The following is a 12,757-nucleotide window of genomic DNA, read 5'->3' on the forward strand; positions in this document are numbered from 1 at the left end:
CAGGTGGACATTTCATGGCTTCATATTCTACCAACGAATTTCGCAGCGGTCTCAAGGTTTTGCTGGATGGCGACCCTTGTATCATGCTCGAGAATGAATTCGTCAAGCCGGGCAAGGGCCAGGCATTCAACCGGGTCAAGCTGCGCAACCTCATGACCAACCGGGTTTGGGAGCGTACCTTCAAATCCGGAGAGTCTCTGGAAGCGGCCGACGTTGTCGAGCAGGATATGGAATACCTGTATACCGATGGCGAGTTCTGGCACTTCATGCTGACTGATGGCTCCTTCGAGCAGTACGCGGCTGATGCCAAGGCGGTTGGCGATACCGTCAAGTGGCTGAAAGAGCAGGACGTTTACACCGTGACTCTGTACAACGGCGCGCCGCTGACCGTGACCCCGCCGAACTTTGTCGAGCTGGAAGTGGTTGATACCGATCCCGGCATGAAAGGCGACACTGCCCAGGGTGGCTCCAAGCCCGCGACCCTGTCCACAGGTGCCGTTGTGAACGTGCCCCTGTTCATCACCATTGGTGAGGTGCTGAAGGTTGATACCCGCTCCGGTGAATACGTCAACCGTGTCAAAAGCAGCTGATCATCGATCATGACTGATCGCCCTGTCTGGCAGCCCTCTGCCTCCCGGGCCGCTCTGGAAAGCCGCGCACAGCTTCTGGCCCACGTGCGCGGCTTTTTTTCTGAGCGGCGGGTGCTGGAGGTAGAAACCCCGGTACTGGGACGCCACGGCGTAACCGACGTCAATCTCGACGGCATTCCCTCTGCGGTCGACGCTGGCGGCGTTCAGGGGGGCTGGTTGCAGACGTCCCCTGAGTATCACATGAAGCGGCTGCTGGCCGCAGGTTCAGGATCAATCTTCCAGATTGCCCGAGTGTTTCGTAACGGTGAGCGCGGCAAACGTCACAATCCGGAATTCTCCATGCTGGAGTGGTACCGCGTTGGCTTTGACGATCAACAGCTGATGCGGGAAGTCGCAGATCTGGTCTGTGGCTGGCTGGAGTGCTCGCCTCCGGTAACCCTGAGCTACCGTGAGGCGATGCAGTCCATTGCGGGTATCGACCCGATGACCATCACCGACCGGGACCTTGAACGCTACTGTGAACAGTGGCTGGAGCCGGAACAGCTGGCCGGCCTAGGCCGCGATGGCTGCCTGGATCTGGTCATGAGTTTCGTGGTGGAACCGGAATTGGGCCGAGAGCAACCGGTTTTCATTAACCGCTATCCCGCCTCTCAGGCCGCTCTGGCACGCATCTCTGAGCATCAGGGCTTTAGAGTGGCGCACCGGTTTGAGCTCTACATTCATGGCCTGGAGCTATGTAATGGTTACTGGGAATTGACCGATCCGGCCGAGCAGCGGGCCCGTTTTGCCGCCGATAACTATCTCCGGCGTGCCAGTGGCAAGCCGGAGATGGCGCTGGACGAGTCTTTTCTGGCAGCGCTGGAGACAGGCCTGCCGGAATGCGCCGGTGTGGCCATGGGCCTTGACCGGCTGTTGATGCTCAAGCTGGGCAGTCGCAACATTCAGGACGTTATTGCGTTTCCGATTGAGCGGGCCTGAGCCCTGCTACTTGACGTTCAGTTTGCCGAAGGCTTCACCCAGCTGCACCGTTTTCTCGGCCACCTGATTCGGCTGCCATTTAACCGCACCCTTGGGCATCACCAGTACCACGGTGGAGCCCAGGCGGAAGCGGCCCATTTCCTGACCTTTTTCAAACTTAACGGCATCGTCTCCGTGGTACTGCCATTGCATAACTTTGCCGGAATTGGGCGCTACCACGCCGGCCCAGGTGGTTTCCACGCTGCCCACAATCATCGCGCCGACCAATACCATAGCCATGGGGCCCGCCTCGGTGTCGAACAGGCAAGCCACCCGTTCGTTTCGGGCGAACAGGTTCGGCACATTTTCGGCGGTTACCGGATTGACTGAGAACAGCTTCCCGGGTACGTAGACCATTTCTTTCAGGGTGCCAGCCATGGGCATGTGAATACGGTGGTAATCCTTGGGCGACAGGTAAATAGTGGCGAACTCGCCTTCCCGGAAGGGCTCGGCCCGTTCGTCATCGCCGCCGAGCAGTTCAGTGAGACTGAATGACTGTCCCTTGGCCTGGAATACACGGTCTGTGCTGATCTGGCCAATCTGGCTGATGGCGCCGTCCACCGGGCTGGTGAGGGTTTCCGGTGCGGGCTCTATGGTGCGAGCGCCCGGCTTGAGTGCACGGGTAAAAAACGCGTTGAACGTGGGGTAGGCGGTAAAGTCTGGCTCAGCGGCCTCGCTCATGTTCACGCCATAGCGGCCGATAAACCATTTGATCACACGGTTTTTCAGGGCTGGAGTGCTCTCGCTGTCGGCCAGACGGCCTGCCAGGCGGGAAACCGCCAGCTGGGGTGTGACGTATTGGCTAAGAACAAACAGTTTATCAAGCATTCCGAGAGACTCTTGCGATCATAAAGCGCGGTAGTCTACCAAACCCGGCGCAGTGTATAGAAATTGTTTCACAGCTTCGCTGTTACGGTTGATGCTTGCTATTATCAGATCACATTTTGGGTGTTCCCGGCTGAGCCAGCTTCGGGTAGTAACCGGCCCCGGCCGTTAACCAGACAAAAGGCGTGCATAGTCACCATGTTATTGATCATTGGAGCTGTGGTCGTTGTTGCGTGCGTTCTTGGTGGGTACGTTCTGCACGGCGGCAATCTGGCGGTTTTGTGGCAGCCGACAGAAATCCTGATTATCGGCGGAGCGGCCGTTGGTTCATTTATCATCGCCAACCCTTTACACACCGTAAAAGAGGTGTTTCAGGCGTGTATCCGGTTGTTGACCGGGTCTCCTTTCAATAAATCCTATTACATGGATTTGTTGAGTCTGCTCTATGAGGTGTTCGACAAGTCCCGCAAGCAGGGCGTCATGGCCATTGAGGAGGACATCGATAATCCGGAGTCGAGCCAGATCTTCAGTCGTTATCCGGCGATTATGAAATCCCGGCACCTGCTGGATTTCATCACTGATTACCTGCGCATCATCAGCTCCGGCAATATGGCCCCGCATGAGCTGGAAGGCATGATGGAAAACGAAATCGAAAATCGACAGCACGAGCTTGAAGAGCCTGCTCATGCGGTCAACAAGATTGCTGATGCTCTGCCAGGGCTGGGTATTGTTGCCGCCGTGCTCGGGATCGTTATCACCATGGGGTTCCTCACGGAAGGGCCGGAGAAAATCGGCTTGAGCGTTGCGGCCGCACTTGTTGGTACCTTTCTGGGCATCTGGATGGGGTATGGTTTTGTCGGGCCAACCTCGATTGCGCTTGAGCATGCCGCCAAATATGAGCTGAAAGCCTACGAATGTGTTAAATCGGCCATTGTCGCGACGGTGTCAGGACAGGCTCCCCAAATGGCAATCGAATTTGGGCGCAAGGCACTCCCTACCGAAAAGCGACCGGGATTTCAGGAGCTCAATGACCACGTTCGCTCAAAGTAACAAAAAGCCTGGTTAGCCTCGGAGAGTATCTTGGAAGAACAGCCGATCATCATCAAACGCAAGAAAAAGGTTGTCGGCGGGCATCACGGCGGCTCCTGGAAAGTTGCGTTTGCCGATTTTGCGACCGCGATGATGGCGTTTTTTCTGGTGCTCTGGCTCACCGCCACGGCGAGCCCCGAACAGAAAAGGGCGGTCGAAGGCTACTTCAAGGATCCTGTTGGCTTTACCGAAGGCGGCTCGCCCAACCCGGTAGACCTTGAGGGCAGTGCCTCGGTCATTGAGGAATCTACCCAGGATCAGGAGGCCAGCACCATTCAGATTGAAGACGAGGTGGTGGATGAACTGGCGGACACTCTGGAGCAGCGCCGAATGCAGGAGCTTTTCCAGGAGTTGCAGGAACGGATCGAGCAGAATCAGACCCTGCAGGAGTTCAAGGATCAGTTGCTGATCGATATTACTGACGAAGGCCTGAGAATTCAGATTGTAGACCGGTCCGGTCGGCCCATGTTCGACAGTGGCCGGGCAGAGTTGAAGTACTACTCTCAGGACATTCTGTTTGAGTTGGCCAAGACCCTGGGGTCAGTCAACAACAAGCTCAGCATCACAGGTCATACCGACGCCACGCCGTTTAGTGGCCGACCGGGTTACACCAACTGGGAGTTGTCGGCAGATCGCGCCAACACAGCGCGTCGAGCGCTGGTGGCTGGCGGCGTCCGGCTGGAACAGATCGCCCGGGTGGTGGGATTGAGTGATTCGGTGCTGTTCGACAGGAGCAACCCCACGGCTCCGGTAAACCGTCGCATTTCCATTATTGTTCTGAACAAAAAGACCGCCGACAGTATCGAGACCGGGGCAGGGCGCTCCGATCAGCCGCTGATTGATCTTACTCGCCCGACGGAGGAGCAGGAGCAGCAGGCTCTGGAACAGCTGGAAGGTGGCGACTGGTTCCAACCGAAAGAAGAGCCCGCTCCGGGTGAGCTGAATTGGTAGCGTTGGTTCTGTGGGTTCAGGTGAGCTTGAGACCACGAGCCTGCTGATCGGTCATATCCTGAAGGATGCGATGAAAGCTCTTCAGGCGTTCCGCTGAAATCTCGCCAGCCTCGGCTGCTGCGTCCAGAGCGCAGCCCGGATCTCCCATGTGCCGGCAATTGCGGAACTTGCAGAGCCCGATCAGCGGCCGGATTTCCCGAAAGCCGTATTCCACTTCCTGGGGCGTCATGTGCCAGAGACCGAACTCCCGGATACCCGGAGAATCGATCAGATCGCCCCCCCCGGGCAGGTGGAACAGTTTTGCCGTGGTGGTGGTATGCACGCCTTTGCCGGTACTCTCGGAGACCGCGCCCACCCGTAGCAGTTCATCCGGTAACAGTGTCTGAATGATGGAAGACTTGCCCACGCCGGACTGACCCACAAAGACACTGGTCTGATTCCGCACCAGAGCTTCTACTTCCGGGGCTGGCGTGCCGGCGGTTTCTGCGGCTGAAGTGCGCGCCACCTCATAGCCCAGCGCCTGATATCTGGCCAGCAGGGCTTCGATCTGATCCCGTTTGTCGTCGTTAATCAGATCTGTCTTGTTCAGCAGGATTACCGCCGGAATGTCAGAGCTTTCAGACGCCACCAGATAACGATCGATCAGGTTGTCGTGGGGCTCGGGCTCGGGGGCAATTACCAGAATGATATGGTCGATATTGGCGGCCACCGGTTTTAGCGCGCCAAAGTTGTCCGGGCGCTGCAGCAGGTTTTCCCGTTCACAGCGGGCAACAATCACGCCGGTTTTGCTTTTGCCCGGGCGCCAGACCACCCGGTCTCCGGTCACCAGGCTGTCAATGTTGGCTCTGACGAAACAGCGGAACACCTGCCCGGATTCCGGGCCTTCAAGCGCCTCGATATCCAGTTGCTGGCCGTAGTGAGCAATCACCAGTCCATTCTGCTCAGGACCAAGCTCACCGGCGGCGGCTTGTTCTTCCACCGCTTTTTCCTTGCGTGCAGCTCTCACCGTCCGTTCTTTCTGGATCTTTTCGATGCGCCATTGCTGGCGTTTGTTCAATCGTCGTTTTGCCATCTGCGTTCAATCGGTTAACCGGCGTTTGGGTATCACATCATACGTGAATCGTGGACAATACACAGAACTTCATCCACCCGACAAAACGGCATAGGTAACAGCGAGATGAGTAACGGCGACCGCCTGATCTGGATTGACCTGGAAATGACCGGTCTGGATCCCGAGCAAGAACGCATTATCGAGATGGCCAGCATCATCACCGACTCCCAGCTGAATATCGTGGCAGAGGGGCCGGTGATTGCCATTCATCAACCCGACAGCCTGCTGGAGCAGATGGATGAATGGTGTACCCGCACCCATGGTGCCAGTGGTCTGACCCAACGGGTCAAAGAGAGTACCATCAGCGAGGCAGAGGCCGAGCAGCAAACCCTCGAGTTTCTGGGCAAACATCTTGAGCCAGGACAATCCCCGCTCTGTGGCAACAGTATTGGTCAGGATCGGCGGTTTCTGGTGAAATACATGCCCAAACTGGAAGCCTTCTTCCACTACCGCAATCTCGATGTCTCAACGGTAAAGGAGCTGGCCCGCCGCTGGCGCCCGGACGTGCTGGAAGGAGTCAAGAAACAGGGCAGTCATCTGGCTCTGGACGATATCCGTGACTCCATCAATGAACTGCGTCACTACCGGGATCATTTCTTCAAGCTATAGTCCGTGCTGTTTCAAGGCCCAGGCCACGTGCTCGCGGACCAGTTCCGACGGGTGGTCGGCCCGGGCTTTGAGTGCCTCCACCACCGGAATGGTGCTGGGGGCGTTGCCCAGTCCCACCGCCAGATTCCTGAGCCAGTTTTCATAGCCGGTGCGCCGTATTGCTGACCCTTCCGTGCGCTTCAGAAACTCCTGCTCGGTCCACAGGAACAGCTCCGCCAGGGATGAATTGTCCAGACCATGCCTCGGTTTGAAGTCTTCCTCGTCGGTGGGCTTGTTGAACTTGTTCCAGGGGCAGACCAACTGACAATCGTCGCAGCCGAATACCCGGTTGCCCATTTGTGAACGCAGCTCCTCCGGGATCGGTCCTTTCAGTTCAATAGTGAGATAGCTGATGCAGCGCCGGGCATCCAGTAGGTGAGGGCCTACAAAGGCGTCGGTCGGGCATACGTCCAGGCAAGCAGCGCAAGAGCCGCAGTGTTGGCTGTCGAACGGTGCATCCAGGGGCAGAGGGGCATTGGTGAAGATTTCACCCAGAAAAAAGAACGAACCGGCTTTGGGGTGAATCAGCATGTTGTTTTTGCCAATCCAACCCAGTCCGGCCCGTTGCGCCAGTCCGCGCTCAAGTACCGGCGCGCTGTCGACAAATGCCCGGTAGTCATAGCCGTTGACAGCCTCGTCAATCCATTTTGCCAGCGTGGCCAGGCGTTTGCGCATCAGTTTGTGGTAGTCGCGCCCCAGGGCGTAGCGAGTAACGTAGGCCCGTTCCCGGTCAGTAAGCACTTGTTTCGGGTTGTCAGGTGCTGGCAGGTAATCCAGTCGGACGGAAATGACCCGGGTGGTCCCGGGTACCAGGGAGTCGGGTGTGTAACGTTTGTCGCCATGGTCGGCCATGTAGGCCATCTGGCCGTGGTAACCTGCTGCCAGCCAGCGCTGCAGGCGTTCAGCGTGAGGCCCCGTCTCCGCCTGGGTAATCCCGGCATCGGAAAAGCCCAGCTCCCGTGCCCAACGGCGGATCTGTGCAGGCAGGTCCGCGAGCTCTGTATGGAGCGTTTCTGAAGCTGGGTGTTCTGGAGTAACGGCCATAGTGGACTGCTGGCAGGTGCGGCCCTGCGAAGATTTAATTTGATTAAGTTATGACCTTTTTTCCTGTTTTGCTATGCTTTACAGGTATCTGGCCAATTTTCTTAAACCGGTTTCTGTATCTGGGAGTTCCCGGCAAATGCCCTCTGTTTCCGAGCACAGTCTACCAGAAGCGCTCTATTCCGCCGACTCGGTGCGGGCGATGGATCGCTATCTGATTGAACAGCAGGGGGTGGATGGCTTCGAATTGATGCAAACGGCAGCTAGATCGGCGTTCCGCCATCTGGTGGCATTCTGGCCTGGTGCGCAGCCTGTGCTTGTGTTGTGCGGAGCTGGCAATAATGGCGGTGATGGTTACCTGGTGGCCGCCAACGCTAAGCGTCATGGCATTGATGTGGCGTGTGTTGCCGTGGCGCCGACGGAAAAGCTCACGGGCGACGCCCGGTCTGCGTGCCAGAAAGCCCGGGCCGATGGTGTCGAGATTCTTGAAGGCAGTGCCCTGTCCGATGCCGATTTGCAAGCGCGGATGGATAGCGCTGCGGTGGTGGTAGATGCCATGCTCGGTACCGGAGTAACCGGCGCGCCCAGGGAGCCCTTTGCCAATGTTATTGGTCAGTTGAACCAATCCGGAAAGCCTGTATTGGCGGTGGATTTGCCGTCCGGCCTGGATGCCACAACCGGTGCCGCGACAGGGGATGTGGTGCATGCCGATGTGACGGTCACTTTTATCGGCGCCAAGACTGGCCTCTTCACCGGCGCAGGCGCGGGTGTCTGTGGTCAGGTAATGTTTGAAGCGCTGGGGGCGATTAACGCCGGTCAGCAGAGCGGGGAAATGCCCTTGGCCGAGCTTTATCCCTGGGCGCGATGCCAGTCCTGGTTGCCGGAACGCCCCGCTAACGCCCACAAGGGCATGTTCGGTCATGTCCTGGTGGTGGCGGGAGATCACGGTTTCGGCGGGGCGGGTATCATGGCTGCAGAGGCGGCCTCCAGGGCCGGCGCCGGGTTGGTGTCATTGGCCACCCGGCCGGAATACGTTACCGCTGCGCTGGCTCGTTGTCCGTCGTTGATGGTCAGGGGTGTAACCCACGGGTCTGAGTTGCCGGCTTTACTGGAGAAACCCGATGTCGTGGTCTGCGGACCCGGGATCGGCCAGTCCGCCTGGGGACAGCAAATGCTGCAGCAGGTTATTGCCAGTGGCAAGCCCAGAGTGTTGGACGCAGATGCACTCAACATCATGGCCGACCGCGCCCCGGCGCCGGCGGACAACCATGTGCTGACGCCCCACCCGGGAGAAGCGGCCAGGCTGCTGGGCTGCAGTGTTCAGGAAGTCGAGGCGGACAGGATGGGAGCGGCAGCACGCATACAGAAGCTGTGGCATGGCATTGTCCTGCTCAAAGGTGCGGGTACGGTTGTTGCCACCGGCAGCGGAGTGCCCGGCATAATACCGGGCGGTAATCCGGGGATGGCGACAGGGGGCATGGGCGATGTGCTGTCGGGCATCCTGGGGGCATTTCTCGGGCAAATTCCGTCCGCCCGTCAGGCGGTAATGGCTTCAGCGGCTTTACATCTGGCGGCCGCGGATGAGGCGGGGCAGAATAAAGGCTATATGGGGCTGCTCCCGGCTGATGTGATCGAAGCCGTGCCACAGGTGCTGGTAAGGTCGGAGCGGCCTGAATGTTTTAGTGACCGGGGGAATCGATGAGTATTTTTGGTAATGAACGCCGGTTGTTTCTGGAAGATGAGGCCGAGACGGAAAAACTTGGTGGTGAGTTGGCCCGGTTGGCCAGTCATGCCCGGGAAGGCCTCACCGTTTTTCTCGACGGCGAATTGGGGATGGGCAAGACGACCCTGAGCCGTGGTGTTATGAGAGGGCTTGGCCACGAGGGTGCCGTCAAGAGCCCGACCTATACACTGGTTGAACCCTACGAACACCTGGAACCACCGGTGTACCATTTTGATCTGTACCGGCTGGGTGACCCCGAGGAACTGGAATACATGGGAATCCGGGATTATTTTGCCAGCCAGAGCATCCGGATTATTGAGTGGCCGGAGCGTGGTCAGGGAGTCTTGCCTGATCCGGATCTGGAAATCCATCTTGAACGGGAAGGTCAGGGGCGCTCTGTGGTATTGCGCGCCCGTTCGGAGCTTGGGGCTTCCTTGCTTAATGAAATAGAACTGATAGGGCCGGATTCATGAAAATCTTGGTGATTATGGCGCTGTTGCTTTCAGCCAGTACAGTTTTGGCCGGTACCCGTGTCGAGGGGGTGCGTTTGTGGCCGGCTCCGGATCATACCCGCCTGGTGCTGGACACTGCCGGTCTGGTTGAGCACAACGTATTCTCTCTGAGTGGACCGTCCCGGCTGGTTATTGATCTGAAGGATGCTGCTCTCGGCACGGATTTCAGCAAGGTCGACCTTTCCGGCAGCCCCATTCAGCGTATTCGCAGCGCGCCAAGGAATGGTAACGATTTGCGGGTGGTGCTGGATCTGAAAAGTGATATCAAGCCTCGCAGCTTTGTGCTGGAGCCGAATCAGCAGTATGGCCATCGTCTGGTGGTCGATCTTATTGATGAACAGGGCAGCCGTCTCGATCGGGCGACGAGCCCGACGGTGACCCAGGATTCTGCCGGTAAGCGTGACATTATCGTGGTTATCGACGCCGGTCATGGCGGCGAAGATCCGGGCGCAATCGGGCCCCGGGGGACCCGGGAAAAGGATGTCGTGCTGAGAATGGCAAAGCGTCTGGCCGATCTGATCAACCAGCAGAAAGGGTTCACTGCCAAGCTTACTCGGACAGGCGATTATTACGTGGGCTTGCGGAACCGCACCTTGCTGGCCCGCAAGTACAACGCGGATCTGTTCGTGTCGGTGCACGCCGATGCCTTCAGAACGCCGCAGCCACGGGGAGCATCCGTCTTCGCGCTTTCTCAGCGCGGTGCCACCAGTGAAACGGCTCGATGGCTCGCCCAGAGCGAGAACCGTTCAGATTTGATCGGTGGTGCCGGCGGTGTCTCTCTGGATGGCCGTGATGACATGCTGGCCGGGGTATTGCTGGATCTCTCCATGACCGCAAGTATCAACGCCAGTCTGGGGGTTGGAGATTCCGTGCTGGGCCGGTTGGGCCGTGTGGCCAAGCTTCACAAACAGGGGGTGGAGCAGGCGGCATTTGTGGTTTTGAAGTCGCCGGACATCCCCTCGATTCTGGTGGAGGCCGGTTTCATCTCGAATCCGACCGAAGAGAAGAATCTTGCGTCCGAGTGGTACCGCAACAAGCTGGCCAACGCCATTTTCGATGGCATCGAGCAGTATTTTCGTCGCACACCACCTCCCGGCACGTTGCTGGCCTGGGAAAAACAGCAAAACCGGGGTGGCACCGACGTCAGCCAGTACCGGATACAGCGAGGTGATACTCTCTCGGGCGTTGCCCGGGAGAATCAGACCACCGTCAGCGAGCTGATGCGCTTTAACGGGATGAACGATGATCGTGTTATGGTAGGGCAAACCATTCGCATCCCCTCATCCTGATCAAGAGGTAGTCCCCGGATATGCCCCACATCCAGTTACTGTCCCCCCGGCTTGCCAACCAGATTGCTGCCGGGGAGGTGGTAGAACGTCCTGCTTCTGTTGTTAAAGAGCTGGTTGAAAATGCCCTGGATGCCGGGGCCTCGCGCGTCGATGTAGAGATCGAGCAGGGTGGGGCAAAACTGATCCGGGTGCGTGACGACGGCTCCGGTATTGAAGAGGCGGACCTGCCTCTGGCCCTGAGCCGGCATGCCACCAGCAAAATCCTGACCCTGGATGATCTTGAGGCTGTGGCCTCTCTGGGATTCCGGGGTGAGGCATTGGCCAGTATCAGCTCCGTGTCACGCCTGACCCTCACCTCCCGTACCGAGTTGCAGGAAGCGGCGGCCCGTGTTGAGGTGGAGGGCCGCGATATGGATGCTCGCATCTCACCGGCGGCCCATCCCGTGGGTACCACGGTTGAAGTGAGGGATCTGTTCTTCAATACTCCTGCCCGCCGCAAATTCCTGCGCACGGAAAAAACCGAATTCAACCACGTTGAAGAGTGTGTTCGCCGTCAGGCTCTGAGTCGGTTCGATACCGGTTTTACCCTGCGTCATAACCAGAGAGTGGTGCAAAGCCTGCGCCCTGCTGAGACGGATCTGGACAAGGAACGTCGGATTGGTTCGCTGTGTGGCCAGCAGTTTATCGACAATGCGGTGGTTATTGATGCCGAGGCCACCGGGTTGCGCCTTTGGGGTTGGGTGGCGCTGCCGACCTTTTCCCGCAGTCAGGCAGATCTGCAGTACTTTTTTGTGAATGGCCGGGTGATCCGGGACAAACTGGTCGCCCATGCAGTTCGCCAGGCCTACCGGGACGTTCTGTACAACAACCGTCACCCTGCATTTGTGCTGTACCTGGAGGTAGATCCGGCTACGGTGGATGTCAACGTTCACCCAACCAAGCATGAGGTTCGGTTCCGCGACGGCCGGCTGGTTCACGATTTTATTTTCCGGACTCTGCATCGAGCCCTGGCGGATGTACGCCCGGACGATCATCTCCGTGGGGCGGCGGCCCAATCCTTTGGTCGTGAGTCTGCGGTTGTTGAACCCGAGCATTCGGCTGGCGGTTTCAGTGCCCCGGGTACATCGGGACCCTGGCCCACACAGTCACGCACTGAGGCTTATCCGTCGTCGCCCGGGCAGTCACCCCAGCAGGAGTGGCGGGCCAGTGATCAGATGGCGTTTTACCAGTCGTTGAATGAGGGTGGCGGTGTTTCAACCCCTGTTGCTCGGGCAGAAATGCCAGCGGCGTCAGCTTCGGTTACGCCGCCCAGGGATGATGCGGAAGAGCCGCCACTGGGTTATGCGATTGCCCAGCTGCACGGAATCTACATTCTGGCCCAGAGCCGTGCCGGCCTGATCGTGGTGGATATGCATGCCGCCCATGAGCGTATTACTTATGAGCGCATGAAGCGGGCCCTGGTCGAACAGGATCTTAAGAGCCAGCCTTTGCTGGTGCCCCTGTCACTGGCAGTGAGCCAGAAAGAGGCGGCGCTTGCGGAGAGCCATGGAGAAGAGCTGCAGCACCTTGGTCTGCAGATTGAGCGTATCGGGCCAGAGACGTTGGCAGTGCGGCAGATCCCGGCATTGCTCCGAGGGGCAGACACTGAGCAGCTGGTGCGCGATGTGCTGGCAGATCTGATTGAGCACGGCCAGAGTGATCGCGTTGAAGCGGTCACCCATGAATTGCTCGGCACCATGGCCTGCCATGGGTCGGTGCGGGCAAACCGGCAGCTCACGATTCCAGAAATGAATTCGTTGCTTCGCGATATGGAAGCAACGGAGCGCAGCGGACAGTGCAACCATGGCCGTCCCACCTGGACCCTGGTCACCCTGTCTGAACTGGACAAGCTGTTTCTGCGGGGGCGCTAAGCGGTGATTCCCGATAACCGCTCCCAGCAGGGTTCATTGCCGCCAACGATC

The 12,757-nt window shown here is 58.4% G+C and carries 12 protein-coding genes; 9 read left to right on the forward strand and 3 right to left on the reverse strand.

Annotated elements, in window-relative coordinates:
- Positions 1–14 precede the first annotated feature (14 nt).
- Both efp and epmA read left to right on the forward strand, forming a co-directional pair.
- Positions 15–590, forward strand: coding sequence for an elongation factor P (gene efp, locus ACSSVV_RS10835; protein ID WP_011786227.1), 576 nt, complete (start codon positions 15–17; stop codon positions 588–590).
- Between the two features lie 9 nt (positions 591–599).
- On the forward strand, positions 600–1,568 hold the full coding sequence (epmA, locus tag ACSSVV_RS10840) for an EF-P lysine aminoacylase EpmA (RefSeq protein WP_454106227.1): 969 nt from the start codon (positions 600–602) through the stop codon (positions 1,566–1,568).
- Positions 1,569–1,574: 6 nt separating this feature from the next.
- Here the strand turns inward: epmA and asd are convergent, their stop codons facing one another.
- Positions 1,575–2,435, reverse strand: a complete 861-nt coding sequence (gene asd / locus ACSSVV_RS10845; protein WP_454106228.1) for an archaetidylserine decarboxylase — start codon at positions 2,433–2,435, stop codon at positions 1,575–1,577.
- Positions 2,436–2,630: 195 nt separating this feature from the next.
- Here asd and motA point away from each other — a divergent pair, with 195 nt between their 5' ends.
- Entirely contained in the window at positions 2,631–3,482 is an 852-nt protein-coding gene (motA, locus tag ACSSVV_RS10850; protein WP_141067191.1) for a flagellar motor stator protein MotA, read from the forward strand.
- A 30-nt stretch (positions 3,483–3,512) separates the two neighbouring features.
- Positions 3,513–4,472: a flagellar motor protein MotB gene (gene motB, locus ACSSVV_RS10855; protein ID WP_014422157.1), complete on the forward strand. Its 960-nt coding sequence runs from the start codon at positions 3,513–3,515 to the stop codon at positions 4,470–4,472.
- A gap of 16 nt (positions 4,473–4,488) precedes the next feature.
- On the opposite strand, the gene rsgA is transcribed toward motB, so the two are convergent.
- Positions 4,489–5,544 (reverse strand): small ribosomal subunit biogenesis GTPase RsgA, encoded by a 1,056-nt coding sequence (rsgA, locus tag ACSSVV_RS10860; protein WP_041654876.1) that lies wholly within the window; start codon positions 5,542–5,544, stop codon positions 4,489–4,491.
- A gap of 105 nt (positions 5,545–5,649) precedes the next feature.
- Between rsgA and orn the strand changes: the two genes are divergently transcribed.
- Positions 5,650–6,192: an oligoribonuclease gene (gene orn, locus ACSSVV_RS10865; protein WP_011786221.1), complete on the forward strand. Its 543-nt coding sequence runs from the start codon at positions 5,650–5,652 to the stop codon at positions 6,190–6,192.
- On the opposite strand, the gene queG is transcribed toward orn, so the two are convergent.
- Positions 6,187–7,275 carry a tRNA epoxyqueuosine(34) reductase QueG gene (queG, locus tag ACSSVV_RS10870; protein WP_014422155.1) on the reverse strand — a complete coding sequence of 363 codons (1,089 nt, stop codon included), beginning with the start codon at positions 7,273–7,275 and terminating at the stop codon, positions 6,187–6,189. The two genes, orn and queG, sit on opposite strands and share 6 nt — an antisense overlap.
- A gap of 136 nt (positions 7,276–7,411) precedes the next feature.
- Between queG and ACSSVV_RS10875 the strand changes: the two genes are divergently transcribed.
- The 4 genes from ACSSVV_RS10875 to mutL are packed head-to-tail and all read left to right on the forward strand — an operon-like array spanning position 7,412 to position 12,706.
- Entirely contained in the window at positions 7,412–8,974 is a 1,563-nt protein-coding gene (locus tag ACSSVV_RS10875) for an NAD(P)H-hydrate dehydratase (protein WP_114434169.1), read from the forward strand.
- Positions 8,971–9,468 carry a tRNA (adenosine(37)-N6)-threonylcarbamoyltransferase complex ATPase subunit type 1 TsaE gene (gene tsaE, locus ACSSVV_RS10880; protein ID WP_011786218.1) on the forward strand — a complete coding sequence of 166 codons (498 nt, stop codon included), beginning with the start codon at positions 8,971–8,973 and terminating at the stop codon, positions 9,466–9,468. Before ACSSVV_RS10875 ends, tsaE begins: the two co-directional genes overlap by 4 nt.
- The gene (locus ACSSVV_RS10885; protein ID WP_014422153.1) at positions 9,465–10,796 is read left to right on the forward strand and encodes an N-acetylmuramoyl-L-alanine amidase; all 1,332 of its coding nucleotides are present in this window, start codon (positions 9,465–9,467) and stop codon (positions 10,794–10,796) included. The genes tsaE and ACSSVV_RS10885 overlap by 4 nt, the downstream gene beginning before the upstream one ends.
- Before the next feature lie 20 nt (positions 10,797–10,816).
- Positions 10,817–12,706, forward strand: a complete 1,890-nt coding sequence (mutL, locus tag ACSSVV_RS10890; protein ID WP_014422152.1) for a DNA mismatch repair endonuclease MutL — start codon at positions 10,817–10,819, stop codon at positions 12,704–12,706.
- Positions 12,707–12,757: the final 51 nt, after the last annotated feature.

It is taken from the genome of Marinobacter sp. MBR-105, from assembly GCF_053628895.1.

Bases quoted from the DNA above. Each gene is read 5' to 3' on its own strand.
- efp (WP_011786227.1), top strand. From the start codon at position 15: ATGGCTTCATATTCTACCAACGAATTTCGCAGCGGTCTCAAGGTTTTG.
- epmA (WP_454106227.1), top strand. From the start codon at position 600: ATGACTGATCGCCCTGTCTGGCAGCCCTCTGCCTCCCGGGCCGCTCTG.
- asd (WP_454106228.1), bottom strand. From the start codon at position 2,435: ATGCTTGATAAACTGTTTGTTCTTAGCCAATACGTCACACCCCAGCTG.
- motA (WP_141067191.1), top strand. From the start codon at position 2,631: ATGTTATTGATCATTGGAGCTGTGGTCGTTGTTGCGTGCGTTCTTGGT.
- rsgA (WP_041654876.1), bottom strand. From the start codon at position 5,544: ATGGCAAAACGACGATTGAACAAACGCCAGCAATGGCGCATCGAAAAG.
- orn (WP_011786221.1), top strand. From the start codon at position 5,650: ATGAGTAACGGCGACCGCCTGATCTGGATTGACCTGGAAATGACCGGT.
- queG (WP_014422155.1), bottom strand. From the start codon at position 7,275: ATGGCCGTTACTCCAGAACACCCAGCTTCAGAAACGCTCCATACAGAG.
- ACSSVV_RS10875 (WP_114434169.1), top strand. From the start codon at position 7,412: ATGCCCTCTGTTTCCGAGCACAGTCTACCAGAAGCGCTCTATTCCGCC.
- tsaE (WP_011786218.1), top strand. From the start codon at position 8,971: ATGAGTATTTTTGGTAATGAACGCCGGTTGTTTCTGGAAGATGAGGCC.
- ACSSVV_RS10885 (WP_014422153.1), top strand. From the start codon at position 9,465: ATGAAAATCTTGGTGATTATGGCGCTGTTGCTTTCAGCCAGTACAGTT.
- mutL (WP_014422152.1), top strand. From the start codon at position 10,817: ATGCCCCACATCCAGTTACTGTCCCCCCGGCTTGCCAACCAGATTGCT.